Here is a 24,613-nt window from a genome sequence, read left to right on the forward strand (position 1 = left end):
CTGCAAGCTTTAGATTGTATTTAAATTCTGATGTGTATTGTTGTAAGTTCAAAAGGTATTGTATTTCAAAACGCGAAGATAACTTTTTTAATAGTCCGCTATCTTTATCTTCTTCATTTTTTAATTAATTTAATTACCTTTGATTTTTATAAAAACAAACAGAAAATGGCTACAATAACATTAAAAGGAAATTCAATAAATACAACAGGAAATTTACCAGAAAACGGTAGTAAAGCAACTGACTTTTCATTAATTGCAACAGATTTATCAATTAAAAATTTAAATGATTTTTCTGGTAGTAGATTAATTTTAAATATTTTTCCTAGTGTAGATACTGGAACATGTGCAGCATCTGTTAGAGAATTCAATAAAAAAGTTGCAGGTTTAGACAATACAAAAGTTTTATGTATTTCTAAAGATTTACCTTTTGCACAAGGTCGTTTTTGTGGTGCTGAAGGAATTGAAAACGTAATTATGTTATCTGATTTTGCTACTGGAAAATTTGGTAAAGACTATGGTTTAGAAATTACAAATGGTCCTTTAGCAAACTTACACTCTCGTTGTATTGTTATAATTAACGAAGAAGGAAACGTTATATATACAGAACAAGTAAGTGAGGTTGTTGATGAACCAAATTATGAAACAGCTTTAAAAGCTTTATAATATTTCATGAAAAATCCTAATGATGGTTTTATTAAAGGAAGGTTGCGTAGTATGACCTTTGCTTTAAAAGGAATGTGGTTATTAATTACCACTGAAGACAGCATTAAAGCACAACTTTTTTTTGGCTTTATTGCTACTGTTTTAGGTTTCTATTTTAATATTTCTATGAATGAATGGATGCTTCAAACTTTAGTTATCGGAATGGTTTTAGTGGCTGAAGCATTAAATACTGCTGTTGAAAAAGTAGCTGATTTTGTACATCCTGACTATCATGAAAAAATAGGTTTTATAAAAGATATTGCCGCTGGCGCACCCGCTTTTGCAGCCTTTACCTCATTGATTATTGCAGGTATAATTTATCTTCCTAAAATAATAGCTATATTGTAACATTCAATTTATTTCTAACCTAAATACATGGCAAAAAAAAAGACAACCACTCAAAAGAAACAACCTAAAAATAATTCGTTAAAAAAAGTTTATTCTTTTTTTCTAACAAACACAATCAAACTATTTTAGGTGCTTTTTTAGTGCTTTTTTCAATATTTTTAACTGTTGCATTTATCTCTTTTTTCTTCTCTTGGCAAGAAGATCAAAGTGCTTTATCGCAATTCTCTAACAAAGCAATTCCTAGTAAAAATTTATTAGGAAAAATTGGCGCTATATTAAGTAACTTTCTTATTTACAAAGGTTTTGGATTAGGTGCTTTTATTATACCAATTACGTTATTTTTAACGGGAGCAAGAATTTTACTTCAAACCAATTTAAAAAGAATCGTAATTTCATGGAACTGGGGTTTATTAATAATGCTTTGGTTATCTATTTCACTAGGGTTTGTTAAAAAAAAGAATGCCCTTTTGTCTGGTATTATTGGTTTTGAATTAAACGAATACTTACAAACATTTTTAGGAAAAACAGGATTAATTATTTTATTATTTTTCTTTTTAATTGCTTATTTAATTATTCGTTTTAGTATTACTCCAGAAAAAATTAGCGAAAAAGTAAAAACAGCTAAAGAAAACAAAGTAGTAGACATAGCAATCGCTAATGAAGGAACTGTTGTAGCACCTGTTAAGGAAAAAGATTCAGAATCAAAATCTGGATTTGAATTATCTGTAGAAAATTTACAACCTACTATTTCAAAACATTCTGAAGTAAAAACCGCTACGGAATCAAAAGAGGAAGAAATTACTCTAAATGTCGATTTAAAAAGCGAACCTTTAGTAAAAGTATCCGAAGAAACAAAAAAAGAGATTGAAATTGCTATTGAACAAAATTCTGAGGAAAAAAGTGTTACTGAAAACTTATCTGATAAGTTAGTTAAAGATTTTGGTGAATTTGATCCTACCTTAGATTTAGGAAACTTCAAATTCCCAACTTTCAATTTATTAAAAGAGTATAACGAAACTATTTCTATAGATCCGGAAGAACTTGAGGCTAATAAAAACCGAATTGTAGAAACACTTAAAAACTATAAAATTGGTATTGCTCAAATTAAAGCAACTGTAGGATCAACAATTACATTATATGAAATTGTTCCTGAAGCTGGTATTCGAATTTCAAAAATAAAGAATTTAGAAGATGATATTGCCTTATCTCTTTCTGCCTTAGGTATTCGTATCATCGCACCTATTCCTGGTAAAGGAACTATTGGTATTGAGGTTCCCAATAAAAAATCAACGATTGTTTCTATGCATTCTGTTATTGCTTCAAAGAAATTTCAAGAATCTCAAATGGAGCTTCCTATTGCTTTGGGTAAAACAATTTCTAATGAAACCTTTGTGGTTGATTTAGCTAAAATGCCACACTTATTAATGGCAGGTGCTACGGGTCAAGGAAAATCAGTAGGTTTAAATGCTGTTTTAACTTCTCTATTATATAAAAAACACCCTGCAGAGGTTAAGTTTGTTTTGGTAGATCCGAAGAAAGTAGAATTGACATTGTTTAATAAAATTGAGCGTCATTACTTGGCAAAATTACCTGATAGTGAAGATGCAATTATTACGGACACTGCTAAAGTTGTAAACACATTGAATTCTTTATGTATAGAGATGGACAATCGTTACGACTTGCTTAAAAATGCCATGGTTCGTAATATTAAAGAATACAATACTAAATTTAAAGCACGTAAATTAAATCCGAATGACGGGCATCAGTTTTTACCATATATTGTTTTAGTAATTGATGAATTTGCCGATTTAATTATGACTGCTGGTAAGGAGGTAGAAACACCAATTGCTCGTTTAGCGCAATTAGCTCGTGCCATCGGAATTCATTTAATTGTAGCTACCCAAAGACCTTCTGTAAATGTAATTACAGGTATTATTAAAGCTAATTTCCCTGCAAGAATCGCTTTTAGAGTAACTTCTAAAATAGATTCTAGAACAATTTTAGATGCGGGTGGAGCAGATCAATTAATAGGTCGTGGAGATTTATTATATACTGCTGGAAATGATTTAAACCGAATTCAGTGTGCTTTTGTAGATACACCTGAAGTTGAAAAAATAACAGATTTTATTGGCTCTCAACGCGCATATCCTGAAGCTTATTTATTACCAGAATATGTAGGAGAAGAAGGTGGCACAAATGTTGATATAGACATTGCAGACAGGGATAAATTGTTTAAAAGTGCGGCTGAAGTTATTGTTACAGCACAACAAGGTTCGGCATCTTTATTGCAACGTAAATTAAAATTAGGATACAATAGAGCTGGTAGAATAATAGATCAACTAGAAGCTGCTGGTATTGTAGGCTCTTTTGAAGGAAGTAAAGCTAGACAAGTTCTAGTTCCTGATTTTGTTGCTTTAGAACAATTACTAGAAAACGAAAAAAATTAATAGTTATAAAAATATTCCCGTAACGGAAAAAAGTATAAAATGAAAAAACTAGCATTATTATTTATTGGATTATTTATTAGTGTAACCGCTATCGGTCAAAACACTTCTGCACAAGCTGAACAGTTATTAGATGAAGTTTCTAGTAAAATGGGGGCTTACAATAACATGCTTATTGGCTTTAATTCTTCTCTAATCAACAGAGAAGCTGGTATTACTAACGATCCACCAATACGAGGAGAAATAACTCTTTCTGGCGAAAAATATAACTTAGATTATTTAGGTAACAATTTTGTTTTTGATGGTAAAAAACTAGTTGTAATTAATCAAGAAGAAAAGGAAGTAAATATTTCAAACGGAAACTTAGATGAGGAAGATGGTTTTATTTACCCATCTAAATTATTAACTTTTTACAAAGAAGGTTATAATTACTCTATGGGGAAGCTTAATAATAGTAATGGTCGAAAAATACAATTTATTAACTTAACACCTATCGACAGTAATTCTGATATTGTAAAAGTTCAATTAGGTATTGATGCGAAAACAAAACACATCTATAAATTAGTACAAATAGGAGCTAATGGAGCTGAAACAACGTTTACGATTACCAAATTTAAAAGTAATCAACCTATTTCTAAAAATCTATTTTCTTTTGATAAGGAAAAGTATCTAAAAAAAGGATATTTTATCGATTAAGTTTTAAAATATAAGTTTTGTTAATAGTACTAAAAATCATTAACAAAACTTTTATTCTTTTATCCATTTAACCCACTACCTTTGCTACTGTGAAAACATTAGACAAATATATTTTAAAAAGCTTCTTACAGCCTTTTTTCGCAACATTCTTAATCATACTATTCGTTTTAGTAATGCAAGTACTTTGGCTTGCTTTTGATAGCTTTGCTGGTAAAGGAATAAGCCTTGTTATTATCTTAAAATTTCTTTGGTACACCATGCTTCTTATGGCGCCCCAAGCATTGCCTATCGGTGTTTTACTCTCCTCAATCATGACTTTAGGTGGTTTATCTGAAAATTATGAATTTGCGGCAACAAAATCTGCTGGTATTTCACTACCAAGAATGGTTCGTCCTTTAATTATTTTAACAATTATTTTAAGTGCTGTAAACTTTGTTTTTTTAAACAATGTATACCCGTATGCAATGTTAAAACAGCTAAACATGAAAGTTAATATTAAAAAGAAACAACCTTCAATTGCCTTGGTTGCTGGAAGTTTTAATACGGAATTACCTAACTTTCAAATTAAGTTTGATGAAAAATACGGTGAAGAAAACAATCTTCTTAAAAAAGTTATTATTTACGATCTTTCTGATAGAAAAGGAAACAATAAAATTATAACCGCAAAAAAAGGAAAAATAATTTCTGATGAAGGCAGTCGATACATGACATTAATTTTAGAAGATGGTTATTATTTTGAACATCATATAAAAAATGGAGCACCCATTAAAGAGAAACAAAAAATGCCTGCCTCACATGCTTATTTTGACGAGTATACTATTAACATCGATATTTCTTCTTTAAGTGGTGATGATTTAGAAAAAGAAAGGTATAAAACACAATACAATATGTTGAGTTTAAATCAACTTAAAGATACGATACCTGTGATGAAGAAAAATTATGACAGCCATATCTCTAGTAGAGCTAAAAACTTATTTTTAAGTATTGATGTAGACGATTTACATTCATATCCTGATTCTATAATAAATAAAGAGCTTTCATTAAATACTCTTGAAAATTTTAAACCAAGAGAAGTGAACATTATTTTAAGAAGTTCGATTTCTAAAATTGACCGTACTTTAAATAATATCAAGTCAAATAAAGAAACTATCAAGAGAAAACGAAAGTACCTAAATTTATACGATATTGAATTTTATAACAGAGTTGCTTTTTCACTTTCTTGCTTATTACTTTTCTTTATAGGAGCTCCATTAGGATCTATAATTAGAAAAGGTGGAATGGGGTTACCTATGATTCTTGCAATAGCGGTCTATGTACTCTATTTTTTCACCAACACTTTTGGTAGGAATTTAGCAGAAGAAAGCTCGGTTACAGCTATTTTTGGTTCTTGGCTAAGTGTATTATTAATGCTACCTTTGGCTATAACATTAACTATTAGAGCTAGTAAAGACAAAGGTTTATTCGATTTTAAAAGTTTTTTCACCTCAATTATCAATACATTTAAAAACATATTCTCTAAAAAAGAGAAAACAACATAACAATGGCAACACAAACAGCAACTAAAGTTCAATTAAATACTATTGAAGAAGCTATACAAGACATTAAAGACGGAAAAGTTATAATTGTTGTAGATGATGAAGATCGCGAGAATGAAGGAGATTTTTTAGCAGCTGCAGAAAAAACAACTCCTGAAATGGTTAACTTTATGGCAACGCATGGTAGAGGTTTAATATGTACTCCGCTTACCGAAGATCGATGTAAAGAATTAGAACTAAATATGATGGTTCATAATAATACTGACCCTATGGAAACCGCTTTTACTGTTTCTGTTGATTTAAGAGGGAAAGGTGTTACTACAGGAATTTCCGCTGCTGATCGATCTAAAACAATTCAAGCATTGGTTGATTCAGAAACAAAGCCTTTCGACCTTGCTCGTCCTGGTCATATTTTTCCTTTAAAGGCAAAAAACGGAGGTGTTTTAAGAAGAACTGGTCATACTGAAGCTGCTATTGATTTTGCTCGTTTAGCAGGTTTAAAACCGGCAGGTGTTATTGTAGAAATCATGAATGAAGATGGTACCATGGCTCGTTTACCACAGTTATTAAAAGTTGCAAAAAAATTCGATCTTAAAATTGTTTCTATTGAAGATTTAGTTGCCTATAGAATGGAGCATGATTCTTTAATTGAAAAGAAAGAAGACTTTAATATAAAAACTCGTTTTGGTGACTTTCGTTTAAGAGCTTACCAACAAACTACAAATAAACAAATCCATATCGCTTTAACTAAAGGTAATTGGACAAAAGATGATGCTGTTTTAACTCGAATTAATTCAACTTTAATTAACAATGATATTCTTGGTACTTTAACTAACAATGCAGACAAAAAACTAGACCAAATGTTTAATGTCATCAATGAAGAAGGTAAAGGAGCTATTGTTTTTATCAATCAAGAAAATCAAGCTTTAAACTTATTAAACCGTTTAAAAGGTTTAAAAGAAAACCAAGCAAACGGAGAAATGAAGGCTCCTAATGTTGTGATGGACAATAAAGATTTTGGTATTGGAGCGCAAATATTACACGATTTACACTTACATAAATTACGTTTAGTTTCTAACACAAAACAAACCAAACGTGTTGGTATGATTGGTTACGGATTAGAAATTGTAGACTACGTAAATTACTAAGACATACATTTTACAAAATAAAAAAGGAAGCTCTAGAGCTTCCTTTTTTATTTTGTAAATTTCACTAATTATAAATTGGTTATTGATAATTTAACCTCTTCGTATTCTGTTACTATCTCTTCGATAACTTCTTTAGCTGATTTTATGTCATTTATAATTCCTGCTATTTGTCCAATTTCAAGCTCTCCATCTTCTAAATCGCCTTCAAACATTCCTTTTTTGGCTCTTGCTCGCCCTAACAATTCTTTAATATCTTCTATAGATGGATTCTTTTGATACAACTCTTGAACTTCATTATAAAACTTATTTTTAACCAAGCGAACTGGCGCTAATTCCTTTAATGTTAATTGTGTTCCACCATCTTTAACAGCTACAATTGTTTTCTTAAAGTTATCGTGAGCAGAAGACTCTATAGTAGCTGCAAAACGACTACCAATTTGCACTCCGTCTGCTCCTAAAATCATCGCCGCTAGCATTCCTCTACCCGATCCTATTCCTCCAGCAGAGATCACAGGTATTTTAACCTCTTGCTTTACCATTGGTATTAAGGTAAGCGTAGTAGTTTCTTCACGTCCGTTGTGTCCTCCTGCTTCAAAACCTTCACAAACCACAGCATCTACACCTGCAGCTTCGGCTTTTAAAGCAAACTTTACTGAACTTACAACATGTACAACTGTAATACCTTTTTCTTTTAAATGAGAGGTCCAAGTTTTAGGGTTTCCTGCGGATGTAAAAACAATTTTAACGTCCTCTTCAATAATGATATCCATGATTTTTTCAATATCAGGATATAACATTGGTACATTTACGCCGAAAGGCTTGTCGGTTGCTTTTTTGCATTTCTGAATATGTTCACGCAATACATCAGGATACATAGACCCTGCGCCGATTAAACCTAATCCGCCTGCATTAGAAACTGCAGATGCCAATTTCCATCCAGAAACCCAAATCATTCCTCCTTGAATAATTGGATATTTAATATTAAAAAGTTGTGTGATTTTGTTTTGCATTACCCTCTAAAGTTTAATGGTTGAGAAAAATTAAATGGAATTGTTCTATTTAAATGTGTGGCAGGAATCCAACCTTCTATATTTTCAAAAAAAGTGATTATTTGTTTCTTTAATTTAGTGGGAAGCTCCTCGTCTATAGTAACATCTTTAATCCTTCCTTTAGTATCTATTACATAATAAACGTTCACTTTTCCTTTAACCTTAAAGTCTATATTTCTTATTAACTTTTTTAGTTTATCAATATATTTTTTATTCCCACCTTTAAATTTTGGTTTTTTAATCTTAAAATCATCATATTTAAAATCAATTTTATTTCCTTGCAAATTATAGAAAGTAGATTTTAATAGGGAATCCTTCTTAAAAACACCTCTACTGGCAATTGATCCATTATAATGATATAATTTCCAAACCCCTTCTTTATTTCCTTTTAAATATAAGGCCTCTATATTCTTATTTCCATTGTCAAACCAACGTGTTTCTTTTCCATGTTTTTCTCCTTTATCATTGTAATATAATAAAGAAGTCATTTTTCCATACTTGTTAAAATTAACCGACTCGCCAATTTTATTTCTTTTATCTTTTGATTTATAATGGGTATAATTATACAATTTCCCACTTCTTAGAAACTTTCTAACAAACCACAAAGAGTCTGACTTCTTTGTAATTATTTCAAAAGACCTTGCTTTTGATTTATCTTTTGTAATCTTTCCTTTTTTATCTAAAAAATTCACAATAGAATCTTTTTGTGAGTAACCTTTAAAACTCACTAATAAGATTAATAATAGCAATACCTTTTTCATATTTTTCTTTTCTTATTTGCAATCTATGATATTACTCCCGAACCTAAAAGTTCTTCGTTTATATACCAAGCTACAAACTGTCCTTCTTGAATAGCAGATTGCGGATTTTCAAATTCAACATACAATCCGTTTTCAACTTTATGAAGGGTTGCTTTCTCTAATTGTTGACGGTAACGAATTCGAGCTTCAACTTTCATTGTTTCGCCATATTTTAATCCTAAATCTTCACGAATCCAATGCAACTCTTCGTTAGATACAAATAATACATTTCGATATAAACCTTGGTGATTTTTACCTTCACCTGTATAAATTACATTTTCGTTTACATCCGTTTCAATAACATACAAAGCTTCTTTGGTTCCTCCTACATTTAATCCTTTTCGTTGCCCTTTTGTAAAATAATGCGCTCCTTGATGCTTACCTACTATTTTTCCATCCTCTTTTTTGTATGAGAATTTTGTCGAAAAATAACTTAGTTCAGCTTCTTTGCTTTCAAACTTCGGAATTGGACGCGTATATTGTTCAAAATCTGAAGGAATTTGTACAATTACTCCTTCTTTAGTTTGTAATTTTTGTTGTAAAAAATCTGGCAATCGAACTTTACCTATAAAACATAATCCTTGAGAATCTTTTTTATCCGCAGTAATTAAATCTGCTTTTTTTGCAATTTCTCTAACATCTGGCTTAGTTAATTCACCTATAGGAAACATTGCTTTAGATAATTGTTCTTGCGATAATTGACATAAAAAATACGATTGATCTTTATTGTTATCTTTTCCTGCTAAAAGTTTATAAACAGGTTTACCATCAATAACTTCTTCATCTTTTCTACAATAATGACCCGTTGCTACATAATCGGCACCAAGACTTAAAGCGATGTCCATAAAAACATCAAACTTAATTTCTCGATTACATAAAACATCTGGATTTGGTGTACGTCCTTTTTCGTATTCATTAAACATATAATCTACAATACGTTCTTTATATTGATCGCTTAAATCTACCGTTTGAAAAGGAATTCCTAATTTATCAGCAACAATCATTGCATCGTTGCTATCTTCTAACCAAGGGCATTCATCAGATATCGTTACCGAGTCATCGTGCCAGTTTTTCATAAACAAACCGATTACTTCGTATCCTTGTTCTTTTAATAAATAAGCGGTTACACTACTATCTACACCTCCCGAAAGTCCTACTACTACTCTTTTCATTCTATACTTTTGTAAGCTGCAAATTTACGAATAAGTTTCTGTTTTTATAATGGATAAAACTAATAGAATCATCAATTTAATTGATTGCTATTAATTACCATTCTTTAAGTCAGATAGTTTTTCTTTTTTTCTTTTATCAACAATTTCACCATCCATATAAAACTCCCACTTTCCAACTCTTTTTCCGTTCTTGTAGATACCTTTTTCCTTTATACCTCCTTTTAAATCGTAGTATTTACCTTCTCCTTCTAACTTTCCGTTTACATAAAATACGTCTTCAATTAAAATTGCAGAATCTGTAAATGTTTTAGAGACTCCATTCTTTTTACCGTCTTTATAAGATGTTTCTTGAGTTATATTTCCGTTCGGGTAATAATTTTTAAGAGTTCCATCTAGTTTCCCATCCTTATACTCTTCTTCAGAAAAAGTTTTTCCGTTCGAAAAATAATAAATCCATTTACCGATGCGGTTTTTCCCTATCATTTTACCTTCACTTTTAAGCGTACCTAATTCATTGTAAAACTTAACCGATGCAGTATCTTTAACAAATGTTTTTACAATTGTTGGTATGGTAGACGATGTAATATTATAAAATTTAAAAACGCCAACTTCTTTACCATCTTTAAAAGCACCTGAATAACGAATTTTTCCATTATCATAATTCTTTTTCCAAACTCCAGTTCTTTTTCCATTGGCATCTAATTTGTTTAATTTCTGAGCTTCTATAGAAACCATAAAAAAAACTGATAATAAAAGTACTGTTGAAAATATCCTCTTTATATTTAGCATTGATAGTTTTTTTATTTAATTTGATAATTTACTAAAATCAAAAATACACAAACCGTACCAATATGAGTATCGATTTTTTAATTTCTGTTTTAAATGACATGAAAAACCCTGCTAGGGTAAACAGAGATAATGCTGCTAATATTGTATTAGCACAACCAAATTTAATAAAACACTTAGTTGATTTAACTTTTAATGTAAATGTTAAGCTCTCAATTAAGGCTGCTTGGGTATTAGAATGGATTTGTACGCATCACGGAATTGAACATATTTTACCTTATTTAGATCGTTTTACTACAAATATTTCAATCGTCCGTTTTGATAGTGCTGTGCGTCCTTGCGCTAAAATTTGCGAACACTTAGCTAATGCTTTTACTTCAAAAAAAGGCAATAAAACTAAAACTACTTTAACACAAAGTCATATTGATGCGATTATTGAAACTGGATTTGATTGGTTAATTACGGATCAAAAAATAGCCGTTAGAGCTTATACTATGACTTTCTTATATTTATTCGGATTACAAAAAGACTGGGTGAATCCTGAATTAAAACACCTTATTGAAACAAAAATCATTCACGAAAGTAAAGGCTGTAAAGCTCGCGGAAAATATATTTTAGAAATGATTGAAAAACAAAAAACGAGCTTTTAAAACTCGTTTTACAATCTTAATCCAACTCATCTAAATTAGTTGGTTTCCTATAACCAACAAAAGGTTGTTTTAATAACTCTTTTAAACTGGCATTTTTTTCCGCATCTGGAAAAGTATCTACACCATACACAATTTTTTCTCTATCAAACTCCATATAAGTTCCGAAAATTCTATCCCAAATAGAAAAAATATTTCCGTAGTTAGAATCCGTGTATGGTAACATATTATGGTGATGTATTTTGTGCATATCTGGCGATACAATTATATAACTCAACACCTTATCTAACTTTTTAGGCATTTTTATATTTGCGTGTGTTAACTGTGTAAAAATTAACGACATTGATTGATACAGCATTATAATTGCAATTGGCGTACCCACTAACAAAACACCTATTAATGTGAACGTAAAACGAATAATACTTTCTAAAGGATGATGACGATTTGCTGTAGTTGTATCTACCTCATGATCGGTATGATGCACCAAATGTACCATCCAAAGTTTTGGAATTTTATGTTCGGTAAAATGTGCTAAATATGCTCCGAAGAAATCTAAAAACAACACACCTAAAACTACATATAACCACAATGGCATTTCCGGAAGCCAATTAATCAATCCGAAATTATTTACTTGCACCCAATCTGCTGTTTTTAATAATAAAAAAGCTAATGTAAAATTGATGACAATGGTAGTTGCTGTAAAAAACAAATTCGGAAAAGCATGTTTCCATTTATTATATTTAAAACTAAATAATGGTACTGCGCTTTCTAATAACAAAAAAAAAGTAATTCCGCCAACTAAAATTAAACTTCGATGACTAGACGGTATCGTCTCAAAATAATGAATAAGGGTTTCCAATGTAAAATATTTATCAAATAATTAGGAAACAAGTTACAAAAATAAATTTTCACTAAACAAACAGTTGTCTATAAATTATGATGAATAATTATTTTAATTATCATAAATTGCGATTATTATTTACCCACTCATTTCAAAATTATGCTAAAAGGCTGTTATACTATTTTAATCTTTTGCTTACTATTTTCTCAATTTAGCAGAGCACAAACACCTCCTAATGGTATAAATGACTTTAATACAATTGATATTAACGCCGTTTTAAATGTAACTGCTCCTGGATTACTAGACAATGATACTGATTTAGAAAACGACCCTTTAACTATTACTTTATTTACCATTAACGGTATTAATTTTACCGCAGGACAAACGGCTATTTTTAGTGAAGGAACCATTACGATAAATGCTAATGGTAGTTATAATTTTGTTCCTAACACCAATTATATTGGTATGGTAAGCGTTATTACATATACCCTTTTTGATGGTACGTTTTCTGCTACTGCAGACCTGCAAATAACAGTTGAAAATGAAAATGAACCCGAAGCTTTTAATGATTATGACACCGCTGAAGTAAATACGCTTTTATCTGTAAATGCTCCTGGTGTACTGGATAATGATACAGATGCTGATAACAATGTTTTAACAGTTACTTCTTTTACTATTAATGGTATTAATTTTGTTGCTGGTCAAACAGCCAATTTTAGTCAAGGTAGTATTACTCTAAATACAGATGGTAGTTATAATTTTACGCCTAACACTAATTACACAGGTAATGTTGATACTATTACCTACACTATTTCTGATGGTACTTATACAACTACTGCTAATTTATATTTAACTGTTGAAAACATAACCGATTTAATTGAGATAAGTAATATAGAGAGTTGTAATCAAGGCTATACTGTTAATGATGAATATAGAATACTCTATGAAATGTCGATAACAAATACAAGTACCGCTAGAGATTATCATGCTTCAAATCTTATTCGTAATATTAATTTAACAAATGATTTACAAGCTATTTTTGGTAATGGTTGTGTTACCGAAATTAGTGAAATGGAGATAACCACATCAGGAACCGTAGATTACGTAAACAATCCATATCCTTTAGAATACGGCACAACAAATGTAAATCCCAATTTTTTAAACCTAACATCAAGTGCAATTTTTGATAGCGCTACGATTAATAACGCTGTTTTATACCCAAGACAATCTATAAATATTAGATTTTGTGTTACAATTAATCCGTTTTGTAACGGACGCCCTAATCCTACACCTTCAGGATCTGGTATTGATTTTAATACAATTTTTAATGTTAGTTCGTCTATTGGAAATGCTACTGAAAATCTTTCTATATCAGATTTTCATACAACAGAAGCTATTATTGCTGCTGCATTACATGTACCTGAAACCAATCCTATCGTAAACTCTGATGGTACATTTGATTATAACAACCGAGTAATTATTACCAATGAAGGAGCTGGAACTGCTACAAATGTAAATTATAACATGGGCTTAGGTAATTTTATTGATAACGGAATCAATTTTAACAATATCGTTGTTTCTCAAATTTCTGATCCAGCCGTAACCATCAACCCTAATTATAACGGAGATACAGATTCCTTCTTATTAACCACTAACAATTCATTAGCAGCAGGAGAAACTATAATTTTAGAAATATTTTATCATATAGCCCCTATTTCATCTTCAAATGCCAATTCTTTTGATCAGTTAGAAATATCACAAACACAAGGTAATTTAGACGACTTTGATGAAACCATTTTAACAAACTCTAGAAGATATTCATACACCACTTGGTCAGATAGTTTAGGAAATCATTTAGATCGTTACTATACTACTTCCTCTCCAACAGGAGTCGCTTCATCTGCTTCTCAATGTACATGCACTACTACTAGTATGCGATTTTCATTTAGTGCTTCGTCATCAACCGAAAAAATTATTTCTTTGATTGATGAACAACCTAATGGAATTTTAGAACACCAAGAACTTACTTTTCAAATTACTATAACCAATACCAGTAGCGCTGTTCAAATTAAACATTTACAATTACAAGATGACTTAAATGCTATTTGTGGAGGAAATATTCTTTCAGTTAGCACTCCATTTTTTCAAAATTCTACAGCAACTACAAATCCCGTATTAAATCCATCTTACAATGGTACTTCTGATATTAATTTTTTTGATGGTAATTCTGGCCTTTTAGAAGCCAATGAAACCATTACTATCCAATTTTCTGTTCTTTTTGAGGAAGAATGCATTGGTAATAATACTGCCGAGTTTACAGCTATTGATCCATTAAACAACAATGCAAACTCAACAGGAATAATAGCTGTAAATGTTTCTACAGATACAGATAATGATACAATTATTAATGAGATAGATATTGATGACGACAACGATACAATTAGAGATATTGATGAATATAATGGTCTAGATCCACTAGACGATCACGATGCTGATTCTATTCCTAATTATAAAGATACTGACTTTAATATGGATGCAAATAATGATGGTGTTGTAGATATTTTTGATTTTGACAATGATGGTATACCTAATCATTTTGATCTTGACAGTGACAATGATGGAATTTATGATATTGATGAAGTTGGAAACGGGCATTTAAACAACAGTTTCGAAGGTAAAACAGACATGAATGTAGGTAGTAACGGACTGCATAATACTATTGAAAATAACGACACACCAACCACCGGCATTAACTATACAATTCTAAATACTGATGCTGTTGGAAACCCTGATTATATAGACATTGATGCTGATAATGATGGCATTGTTGATAACATAGAAGCACAAACCACAACTAGTTATACACCACCAAATAATACATATTTAATAACAGGTGTTGATACTGCTTACCCAAACGGAATAACACCTATAGATACAGATGGAGATCTTATCCCCGATTATATCGATTTAAACTCAGACAATGATATTCGTGATGATTATATTGAAGGGTGGGACTTTAATAACGATGGAACACCCGAAACAATAACTTCAAATTCTGATACAGATAACGATGGGTTAGATAATGCTTACGACAATGATGATAATCTTGTTAACCCTACAAACAATCAAATTCCAACTGATTTTCCTGATATTGATAATACTGATAATCCTGAAAGAGATTGGCGAGAAACTAATGCTATTTTTGTACTCATCAACAATGTAACTGCTAATGAAGGCGATCCTCTTCTTTTTACTATTTCATTAGTAACAAAAAACGACCATGCTGTTCTAACTCAAAGTGCCTCAATAATAAATATTAATTTTTCAAGTAGTGACGGAACAGCTACAACTAGCCAATATACTATAGCTACTGATCCATATGATTATAATCAAATTAACGCTTCCACTTTTAGTATTCCTGCATTTCAAGAAACCGCAATATTTTCAATGCCTTCATTAGACGATGCTATTCATGAACTCGATGAGCTTTTTACCATAACCGGAACCATAACATCTACAAACACTGTAAATACAGATATTTCAGGAATTGCAACTATTATTGATAATGAAGCACCACCTACCATTACCATGAACAATTCTATAGAAGACGAAGGTGTCGATTTAATGCATACAATTACAATTAGCCACCCTTCTTCTACCCCAATAAGTATTAATATTCAAACAAGTAACGACATTGCTGTAGAACCTTTTGATTATACTAGCGTTACAACAAACTTAACTATTGATGGAACTCTTGATCCTGCTAATGCAAATACAAATATTTCCTTTAATATTCCTACAATAGTCGACAATATAAATGAACCTGATATAGAGAATCTAATAGTAATCGGAACCGTTATTAGTAATAATGTAGGCATACAGGATTTACAAAAAACAGGAAGTATTGTTGATATTGACCCTTATCCAATAATACAAGTAGAAGATCTAACTGTAACAGAAGGTGAACCATTTATGTTTGAAATTAAACTTTTAAATGCTAGTTTAAATCCGATGCAAAACTATGCACCTATTTTTCTTAATATAGCTACTTTAGATGAAACAACTACAAGATCATTAGATTATCAAACAATACCAACCACCAATGTTATTCCTGCAAATACAGAAAGTATAACACAAATTATTACAACAATTGACGACACCTTAAACGAGGATACAGAAACTATGCTATTGCAAATAACTATCGCAACCCCATCAATAACATTAATAAGCAGAGGTACTATTAAAGATAATGATGTCCCTAATCTGTTTTCACCTAACGGCGATGGAAAAAGTGACACCTTTAAAATTTCTGGAATTGAAGGTTTCCCAAACTTTAAACTCATAATTTATGATCGTTGGGGAAGTGAAATATATAACTACAATAATAATGGAAGAACAACACCTCTTTGGTGGAATGGAAACTACAATGGAAAACCTGTACCAGCTGGGGTTTATTATTACACGTTAGATTTTAATGATGGTAAAGCAAAAGTTAAAACAAACTTTATACAACTTATAAGATGATATTTACAAAAAAAGCATTCTTAACCGTATTTACTGTTTGTTATAGTATTATCTGTGCGGCTCAACAAACACCACACTACACGCAATATTTATACAATATGCAAATTATAAACCCTGCTACCGTTGGTGCAAGGTCAGATTTAAATATGTCTTTATTAACCCGCCAACAATGGGCTGGTGTAAAAGGTGCACCAACGACTAATACTTTTTCTATTAACGGACGAACAAATAATGGTTTGGGCATAGGAACAACTGTTATAAATGATAAAGTAGGTTTATCAGAAAGCACCAATATAAATGTAGATGCCTCATACACCTTAATAATGTCGAGATATACAAGGCTTTCTTTTGGATTAAAAGGAGGTATTACTTTTTTTAATGATAACTTATCTGAAGGAATCACACCAGACAATGAAACTTATAATTCAACAAACGGAAATTATCCTAACATTGGATTTGGTGCCTATTATTATACTAAAAAATACTTTGTCGGTTTTTCAATACCATACTTATTAAAAACTCCTCAATTTCAAATACAACAAAATTCATCAACTGGAGTGCTTTCTAGTAACATGAGTTATTTTATGACAGGTGGAGTGCGATTAAAATTAACAGATAATATTTTATTTAAACCATCTACCATGGTAAAACATGTTAAAAACCTTCCTATCTCTATCGATTTTAATACTAACTTCCTTTACGACAATTTTTTAGAAGCAGGTATTTCGTATCGTTATGACGATTCTGTAAGCGTAATGTTTGCATTAATTATTGATGAAAAATACCGAATAGGATATGCTTACGACACTAAATTAACAGGATTAAGTAATAATTTTAATTCTCACGAAATTGTACTTCATATTGATTTTGACTTAAAAAGAAAAGGTCGATGGCTACAACATGAATCTTGTTATTTTTAACAGTTAATAGCAAGCATTAAAAATTATATCATTTGTTTTAACTGTAAAAATTCAATGCTTTTTACAGCTAAAACAAATATAATATTAACCTAATCTTTTTATTTTCTCGTTAGATCTAACTGGCAAACGTTTTTTAAGCTCTTCTACAATTCTGTATGTTGCAGGGCAAATAGCTGTATTTGCTATTGTTAAATCTGCTATTTGAATAAATTTCTTACGATTTGTATGCGGATATTCTGAACATGCTTTCGGGCGCACATCATAAATAAAACAAGAATTATCACTTTCATCTAAAAATGAACATGGTGCTGTTTTTAACACCATAAAATTATCAGAATCACGCTCTAAATGTTGTGCTTCAAAATCACGAACCTTCATTTTTAAATGCTTAGAAATACGCTCGATGTCTTTATCTGTAAAAATCGGACTCGTAGTTTTACAACAGTTACCACAATCTAAACAATCAGTTTTTGCAAATTCCTTCTCATGTATATCTTGTACTACAACATCAAAATTTTTAGGAACTCGCTTTTTTATAGTGGCAAAGTATTTTTTATTTTGCTTTTCTACGTCTGCTGCTAACTTTTCTAAATTCTCTAAATCTTTATCCATAATTTTTATTTTAAGAAGAAGTTTCGATGCTAATAATTAATGCATAATTACCTGAAGTAATATTCAGAAATATTAAAGACAAAACTTACTGCAAAACTAACCATATAAATTGTTAGAATCAGTTTAAATATCATCCAAATAAATTATGTAATTTTGCACTTCAATTTTCAACAACTAATGAGCATACAAACCTTAATAGAAACCAAAGTAAAAGAAGGATTTTTAGCCTTATATAATATTGAAATTCCTAGTGTAGAATTTCAAGCAACTCGTAAAGATTTTGAAGGAGATATCACCGTAGTGGTTTTTCCTCTTTTAAGGTATAAAAAAGGAAATCCAGTTCAAATAGGTAACGATTTAGGCGCTTATTTAGTTGAAAACGTTACTGAAATCACTAATTTTAATGTGGTAAAAGGTTTCTTAAACTTAGTAATTGAAAATAGTTTCTATACTGATTTCTTTAATAAAATAGCTACAGATACTACTTACGGGTTTATTTCGCCTTCGGCGGATGATTCTTCTCGTATGGTAGAGTATTCATCGCCAAACACAAATAAACCTTTACACTTAGGACATGTTCGTAATGTGTTATTAGGATATTCGGTTGCTGAAATTTTAAAAGCTTCAGGTAAAAAAGTATACAAAACGCAAATTATTAACGATCGTGGTATTCATATTTGTAAATCGATGTTGGCTTGGCAAAAGTTTGGAGAAGGAGAAACTCCAGAATCAACAGGTTTAAAAGGTGATAAATTAGTTGGTAATTATTACGTAAAATTCGATCAAGAATATAAAAAAGAAATTGCGACTTTAATAGCTTCAGGAATTTCTGAAGATGATGCTAAAAAGCAAGCTCCTTTATTTATTGAAGCACAACAAATGTTACGTAAATGGGAAGCTGGAGACGAACAAGTTGTTACCCTCTGGGAAACAATGAACTCTTGGGTTTATAAAGGTTTTGATGTTACTTATAAGAGTATTGGAGTAGATTTTGACAAATTGTACTACGAAAGCAACACCTATTTATTAGGAAAAGATGTTATTGATGACGGACTAAAAAATGGTGTTTTCTATAAGAAAGAAGATGGTTCTGTTTGGTGCGATTTAACGGATGATGGTTTAGATGAAAAATTGGTGTTACGTTCAGACGGAACAGCAGTTTACATGACACAAGATATTGGTACTGCAATTCAACGTTCTAAAGACATGCCAGATGTTGGTGGAATGGTTTACACCGTTGGTAACGAGCAAGATTATCACTTTAAAGTATTATTCTTAATTTTAAAGAAATTAGGTTATTCTTGGGCAGAGCAATTACATCATTTAAGTTACGGAATGGTAGATTTACCTTCTGGAAAAATGAAGTCTCGTGAAGGAACAGTTGTTGACGCTGATGACTTAATGGATGAAATGACAAATACTGCGCGTACGATTTCTCAAGAATTAGGAAAGTTAGAAGGTTATTCTGATGAAGATAAAGAAGAACTATATAGAATTATCGGATTAGGCGCTTTAAAATATTTTATTTTAAAAGTAGATCCTAAAAAGCGTATTTTATTCGATCCAAAAGCATCGGTAGATTTTCAAGGAAATACAGGTCCTTTTATTCAATATACCTATGCTAGGATTCAATCTATTTTAAGAAAAGCAGATTTTGACTCTTCTAAAGAAGTTACAATTGAATTACATGCTAAAGAAAAAGAATTAATAAAACAATTAGAGTTATATCCTGAGATAATTCAGCAAGCAGCGAAGAATTATTCACCTGCAGTAATTGCTAATTACACGTATGAGTTGGTAAAAGAATTTAATTCATTTTATCAAAACGTACATATTTTAGGAGAAGAGAATCAAGATAAAAAAGTATTTAGAGTTCAGTTATCTAAAAAGGTAGCCGATACTATAAAATCAGCATTTGGATTGTTAGGAATTCAGGTTCCTGAGAGAATGTAGATACCTAACAAGTACACGCGTTAGGGATTGAACGGCTTGTTTGAGCTCTTTTTAGTTGTCAGTTCGAGTAAACTTATGAAGAATGAATAAATTTGTATCGAGAACAAAACTAAAAAAGCGAGTAGTGAAAGCCCGCTCGAACGCCCAAATTATCGATATGATTCTGAAAATGTAATCAGTCGAAGTGACATAAATAATAAGAATAAACAAACAACAATAAAAACATACACATGAAATACGACGTATTAATAATCGGAAGTGATCCTGGAGGATATGTAACTGCAATTAGAGCATCTCAATTAGGATTTAAAGTTGGAGTAATTGAAAAAGAAAACTTAGGTGGAATTTGCTTAAACTGGGGATGTATTCCTACCAAAGCATTGTTAAAATCTGCTCAAGTTTACGATTACTTAAAACATGTTGATCAATATGGTTTAAAGGCAGAAGCAATCGATAAAGATTTCGAAGCGGTTATTAAACGTAGTCGTCGTGTTGCTGAAGGAATGAGCAAAGGTGTTTCTTTTTTAATGAAGAAAAACAAAATTGACATCATTAACGGTTTTGGTAAAATTAAAACTGGTAAAAAAGTGAATGTTACTGCTGAAGATGGATCTGTAACTGAATATAGTGCTGATAATATTATCATTGCTACTGGTGCTCGCTCTAGGGTATTACCAAATTTACCACAAGATGGTAAAAAAGTAATCGGTTATCGTGAAGCAATGAGCTTACCAAGCCAACCAAAATCTATGATAGTTGTAGGTTCTGGTGCTATTGGTGTTGAATTTGCGCATTTTTACAACTCAATGGGAACTGATGTTACTGTGGTTGAATTTATGCCAAATATTGTTCCTGTTGAAGATAAAGATGTTTCTAAGCAAATGGAGCGTTCTTTCAAAAAAGCGGGAATTAAAGTAATGACAAGTTCTTCTGTAGAGTCTGTTGATACTTCTGGTGATGGTGTAAAAGCTATTGTAAAAACCAAAAAAGGAGAAGTAACTTTAGAAGCAGATATTTTATTATCGGCTGTTGGAATTAAAACGAATATTGAAAACATCGGTTTAGAAGATGTTGGAATTATAACTGATAGAGATAAAATTTTAGTAAACGACTGGTACCAAACTAACATTCCTGGATATTTTGCTATTGGTGATGTTACTCCTGGATCTGCATTAGCACACGTTGCTTCTGCCGAAGGAATTACTTTGGTTGAAAAATTAGCTGGTGTACATACTGAAGCGATCGATTATGGAAACATTCCTGGTTGTACCTATGCTACTCCAGAAATTGCTTCTGTTGGTTTAACCGAAGAACAAGCTAAAGAAAAAGGATACGAATTAAAAGTTGGTAAATTTCCTTTCTCTGCCTCTGGTAAAGCTACTGCAGCTGGAACGCCAGACGGATTTGTAAAAGTGATTTTTGATGCTAAATATGGTGAATGGTTAGGTTGCCACATGATTGGTGCCGGAGTTACCGATATGATTGCTGAAGCTGTTTTAGGGCGTAAGTTAGAAACTACAGGTCATGAAGTATTAAAAACAATTCACCCTCACCCAACAATGAGTGAAGCGGTTATGGAAGCTGTTGCTGATGCTTATGATGAAGTGATTCACTTATAAGACTCTTAAAAATTTATATAATTGAAACCTCGCCTATTTATTGGGCGAGGTTTTTTTTATATCTTTGAGCATGAAAAAATTAATCCCAATATTCGCTTTATTAATTGTATGTTTTTATTCTTGTAAAACAGAAGAAAAAAAAGCTGCTACACACCCATTAAACGTTCCTTTTAACGAACGCCCAATTCCTACACTTCCAAACAATAATAATCTTGCAACGAGTGTTGTAGGAGGAGCCCATTATATATGTCCAAAAAAATGTAAAGGAGGAACTTCTGGTGTTAAAGGCGCTTGTCCCGTTTGTAAAACAGCACTTGCACATAACCAAGGTTTTCATAATACACCGCAAACACCTACTACAACACCAATATCAACTCCTGTAGCACCACCTGCTGCCGGACCAAATGCTGCAGGCCAATACCACTATACTTGTACTAATGGTTGTGCAGGAGGCGGAGATGCTGCTGGTAAATGTAAAAGTTGTGCTGGAGATTTAGCACATAATGCTGCTTTTCATAGTTAAAGACTTACACAATTTATAGAAATAAAAAAACCGAAGCAGCTTGCTTCGGTTTTTTTATTTCTATAATTAATCAACTTAGCTTATTATGAAACTCTATTAAATTGAGTATTTTAAATTTATTTTTATTTTATCATAAAACACACAAAACTAACAAATTACTAGCTAATTGATATTTAAAAACAAATTAATTATCAAATACTTAATAAAAGCAATATTTAATTATGGTTTCGGCACACTTATTGCATTTAACAATGCTTTAACACAAATCACAAACTATGAAAAACTATCTACTAAACAGTTTTAATTATTGGTGGGAGAATTGTTAAATGAAAAGGAAAGAAAAAACTCGAAGTATGCTAGCTTCGAGTTTTTGTTTTTTATTGTAATATATAGTAACTAATTATCTAATCAATTTTCTATATTTAATACGTTTCGGCATTAAATCTCCACCTAAACGTTTCTTCTTATTTTCTTCATATTCAGAGAAACCACCTTCAAAGAAATACACTTCACTATTTCCTTCAAAAGCTAAAATATGTGTACAAATTCTATCTAAAAACCATCTATCGTGACTAATAACAACCGCACAACCTGCAAAGTTTTCTAAACCTTCTTCTAAGGCTCTTAATGTATTTACATCTAAATCGTTTGTTGGCTCATCTAATAATAAAACGTTTCCTTCTTCCTTTAAAGTCATCGCTAAATGCAAACGGTTACGCTCACCACCAGATAATGTAGAAACTTTTTTGTTTTGCTCACTTCCTCCGAAATTAAAACGACTTAAATATGCACGAGAATTTACTTGCTTTCCTCCCATCATTACTAAATCTTGTCCTTCAGAAAAGTTTTCCCAAATAGATTTATCTTGATCGATATTAGAGTGTGCTTGATCTACATAGGCAATTTTAGCAGTTTCACCTACTTTAAAATTTCCGTCATCAGGAGTTTCTTCTCCCATAATCATTTTAAAAATGGTGGTTTTACCAGCACCATTTGGCTCGATAATTCCAACAATTCCCGCTTGCGGAAGATTAAACTCTAAATTATCATATAATAATTTATCACCAAATGCTTTCGAAACGCCACTCGCTTCAATAACATTGGTTCCTAAACGAGGTCCATTAGGAATATAAATTTCTAATTTCTCATCAGTTTGTTTTTGATCTTGACTCATCAATTTATCATAGTTCTTCAAACGTGCTTTTTGCTTTGTTTGACGACCTTTTGCTCCTTGACGAACCCATTCTAATTCTCGTTCTAATGTTTTTTGACGCTTAGAAGCTGTTTTGCTTTCTTGTGCCATTCTTTGAGATTTTTGATCTAACCAAGAAGAGTAATTCCCTTTCCAAGGAATTCCTTCACCTCTGTCTAATTCTAAAATCCAACCTGCAACATTGTCTAAGAAATATCTATCATGTGTTACTGCAATTACAGTTCCTTTATATTGCGCTAAATGGTGCTCTAACCAGTGAACAGATTCTGCATCTAAATGGTTAGTTGGCTCATCTAATAATAAAATTTCAGGTTCTTGTAATAAAAGTCTACATAAAGCAACTCTTCTTCTTTCCCCTCCCGATAAGTTTTTAATTGGCGTATCACCATCTGGAGTACGTAAAGCATCCATAGCAATTTCTAACTTCGTATCTAGTTCCCAAGCATTAGAAGCATCAATTTTATCTTGAAGCTCTGCTTGTTGTGCCATTAACTTATCCATCTTATCTGCATCAGAATACACTTCTTCTAAACCAAACATATCGTTGATTTTATTGTATTCTTCTAAAATAGCAACCGTTTCAGCAACTCCTTCTTTTACGATTTCGATAACTGTTTTACTATCATCTAATTTAGGCTCTTGCTCTAAATAACCAACTTTATATCCTGGTGAAAAAGTTACATCTCCTTGAAAATTTTTCTCAACTCCTGCGATGATTTTTAATAAGGTAGATTTACCCGATCCGTTCAAACCTAAAATACCAATTTTGGCTCCGTAGAAGAAACTTAAATAAATATCTTTTAAAACTTGTTTATTAGTACTTTGAAAGGTCTTTGAAACCTTATTCATTGAAAAAATGACCTTCTTATCGTCTGACATTTTATTGTTTTTTTATTAATTAAACTCTTCCTTTTAATGCATTAAAAACCCATGCATTTGCAAAGAAACCTAAACCTACTGCTGCAAATCCATAGCCAGCTACTTCATCGTATCTAAAAGCTCCTAAACATACCAGTAAAAGACCTATTAAAATCATTATAAACGTTGCCCAAGCTAGGACAGTATTTTTATTCATTGCCAT

Annotated in this window: 20 protein-coding genes; 12 read left to right on the forward strand and 8 right to left on the reverse strand. The window is 31.3% G+C overall.

Annotated features, from left to right (window positions below; all coding sequences use genetic code 11):
• The first annotated feature begins 165 nt into the window (after positions 1-165).
• The 6 genes from tpx (at position 166) to ribB (ending at position 6,873) form a co-directional block, all read left to right on the forward strand.
• Positions 166-663 carry a thiol peroxidase gene (gene tpx, locus PG912_RS09225; protein WP_275687310.1) on the forward strand — a complete coding sequence of 166 codons (498 nt, stop codon included), beginning with the start codon at positions 166-168 and terminating at the stop codon, positions 661-663.
• Between the two features lie 6 nt (positions 664-669).
• A complete protein-coding gene (locus PG912_RS09230; RefSeq protein ID WP_275687311.1) occupies positions 670-1,050 on the forward strand; it encodes a diacylglycerol kinase family protein in 381 nt (126 codons plus the stop codon).
• A gap of 140 nt (positions 1,051-1,190) precedes the next feature.
• Positions 1,191-3,497: an FtsK/SpoIIIE family DNA translocase gene (locus PG912_RS09235; protein WP_275687312.1), complete on the forward strand. Its 2,307-nt coding sequence runs from the start codon at positions 1,191-1,193 to the stop codon at positions 3,495-3,497.
• A gap of 39 nt (positions 3,498-3,536) precedes the next feature.
• The gene (locus PG912_RS09240) at positions 3,537-4,190 is read left to right on the forward strand and encodes a LolA family protein (protein WP_275687313.1); all 654 of its coding nucleotides are present in this window, start codon (positions 3,537-3,539) and stop codon (positions 4,188-4,190) included.
• An 89-nt stretch (positions 4,191-4,279) separates the two neighbouring features.
• Positions 4,280-5,728, forward strand: a complete 1,449-nt coding sequence (locus PG912_RS09245; RefSeq protein ID WP_275687314.1) for an LptF/LptG family permease — start codon at positions 4,280-4,282, stop codon at positions 5,726-5,728.
• Positions 5,729-5,730: 2 nt separating this feature from the next.
• Positions 5,731-6,873: a 3,4-dihydroxy-2-butanone-4-phosphate synthase gene (gene ribB, locus PG912_RS09250; protein ID WP_275687315.1), complete on the forward strand. Its 1,143-nt coding sequence runs from the start codon at positions 5,731-5,733 to the stop codon at positions 6,871-6,873.
• A 68-nt stretch (positions 6,874-6,941) separates the two neighbouring features.
• Here ribB and PG912_RS09255 read toward each other — a convergent pair whose 3' ends face one another.
• The 4 genes from PG912_RS09255 to PG912_RS09270 form a co-directional block, all read right to left on the reverse strand.
• Positions 6,942-7,883: an NAD(P)H-dependent flavin oxidoreductase gene (locus PG912_RS09255; RefSeq protein ID WP_275687316.1), complete on the reverse strand. Its 942-nt coding sequence runs from the start codon at positions 7,881-7,883 to the stop codon at positions 6,942-6,944.
• Complete coding sequence (locus PG912_RS09260; protein WP_275687317.1) at positions 7,883-8,614, reverse strand: toxin-antitoxin system YwqK family antitoxin; 732 nt, start codon at positions 8,612-8,614, stop codon at positions 7,883-7,885. Before PG912_RS09260 ends, PG912_RS09255 begins: the two co-directional genes overlap by 1 nt.
• Before the next feature lie 92 nt (positions 8,615-8,706).
• A complete protein-coding gene (gene mnmA / locus PG912_RS09265) occupies positions 8,707-9,918 on the reverse strand; it encodes a tRNA 2-thiouridine(34) synthase MnmA (RefSeq protein ID WP_275689036.1) in 1,212 nt (403 codons plus the stop codon).
• Positions 9,919-9,984: 66 nt separating this feature from the next.
• Positions 9,985-10,683 carry a toxin-antitoxin system YwqK family antitoxin gene (locus PG912_RS09270; protein WP_275687318.1) on the reverse strand — a complete coding sequence of 233 codons (699 nt, stop codon included), beginning with the start codon at positions 10,681-10,683 and terminating at the stop codon, positions 9,985-9,987.
• 62 nt (positions 10,684-10,745) lie between these two features.
• Between PG912_RS09270 and PG912_RS09275 the strand changes: the two genes are divergently transcribed.
• On the forward strand, positions 10,746-11,330 hold the full coding sequence (locus tag PG912_RS09275) for an adenylosuccinate lyase (protein WP_275687319.1): 585 nt from the start codon (positions 10,746-10,748) through the stop codon (positions 11,328-11,330).
• A 16-nt stretch (positions 11,331-11,346) separates the two neighbouring features.
• On the opposite strand, the gene PG912_RS09280 is transcribed toward PG912_RS09275, so the two are convergent.
• The gene (locus PG912_RS09280; protein ID WP_275687320.1) at positions 11,347-12,186 is read right to left on the reverse strand and encodes a sterol desaturase family protein; all 840 of its coding nucleotides are present in this window, start codon (positions 12,184-12,186) and stop codon (positions 11,347-11,349) included.
• 141 nt (positions 12,187-12,327) lie between these two features.
• Between PG912_RS09280 and PG912_RS09285 the strand changes: the two genes are divergently transcribed.
• On the forward strand, positions 12,328-16,692 hold the full coding sequence (locus PG912_RS09285; RefSeq protein WP_275687321.1) for a T9SS type B sorting domain-containing protein: 4,365 nt from the start codon (positions 12,328-12,330) through the stop codon (positions 16,690-16,692).
• A complete protein-coding gene (locus PG912_RS09290) occupies positions 16,689-17,612 on the forward strand; it encodes a PorP/SprF family type IX secretion system membrane protein (protein ID WP_275687322.1) in 924 nt (307 codons plus the stop codon). Before PG912_RS09285 ends, PG912_RS09290 begins: the two co-directional genes overlap by 4 nt.
• 84 nt (positions 17,613-17,696) lie before the next feature.
• Here the strand turns inward: PG912_RS09290 and PG912_RS09295 are convergent, their stop codons facing one another.
• Entirely contained in the window at positions 17,697-18,224 is a 528-nt protein-coding gene (locus tag PG912_RS09295) for a YkgJ family cysteine cluster protein (protein WP_275687323.1), read from the reverse strand.
• A gap of 177 nt (positions 18,225-18,401) precedes the next feature.
• On the opposite strand from PG912_RS09295, the gene argS reads away from it, so the two are divergent.
• The 3 genes from argS to PG912_RS09310 all read left to right on the forward strand — a co-directional run bounded on the left by argS (position 18,402) and on the right by PG912_RS09310 (position 22,319).
• Complete coding sequence (gene argS / locus PG912_RS09300) at positions 18,402-20,177, forward strand: arginine--tRNA ligase (protein WP_275687324.1); 1,776 nt, start codon at positions 18,402-18,404, stop codon at positions 20,175-20,177.
• A gap of 230 nt (positions 20,178-20,407) precedes the next feature.
• Entirely contained in the window at positions 20,408-21,796 is a 1,389-nt protein-coding gene (gene lpdA / locus PG912_RS09305; RefSeq protein WP_275687325.1) for a dihydrolipoyl dehydrogenase, read from the forward strand.
• 70 nt (positions 21,797-21,866) lie between these two features.
• Positions 21,867-22,319 carry a heavy metal-binding domain-containing protein gene (locus tag PG912_RS09310; protein WP_275687326.1) on the forward strand — a complete coding sequence of 151 codons (453 nt, stop codon included), beginning with the start codon at positions 21,867-21,869 and terminating at the stop codon, positions 22,317-22,319.
• A 400-nt stretch (positions 22,320-22,719) separates the two neighbouring features.
• Here PG912_RS09310 and ettA read toward each other — a convergent pair whose 3' ends face one another.
• Positions 22,720-24,411, reverse strand: a complete 1,692-nt coding sequence (ettA, locus tag PG912_RS09315) for an energy-dependent translational throttle protein EttA (RefSeq protein WP_275687327.1) — start codon at positions 24,409-24,411, stop codon at positions 22,720-22,722.
• A 19-nt stretch (positions 24,412-24,430) separates the two neighbouring features.
• The gene (locus PG912_RS09320) at positions 24,431-24,607 is read right to left on the reverse strand and encodes a CAL67264 family membrane protein (RefSeq protein WP_260586890.1); all 177 of its coding nucleotides are present in this window, start codon (positions 24,605-24,607) and stop codon (positions 24,431-24,433) included.
• Positions 24,608-24,613 lie beyond the last annotated feature (6 nt).

The organism is Tenacibaculum retecalamus, from assembly GCF_027941755.1.
GTDB classification, from domain to species: Bacteria; Bacteroidota; Bacteroidia; order Flavobacteriales; family Flavobacteriaceae; genus Polaribacter; species Polaribacter haliotis_B.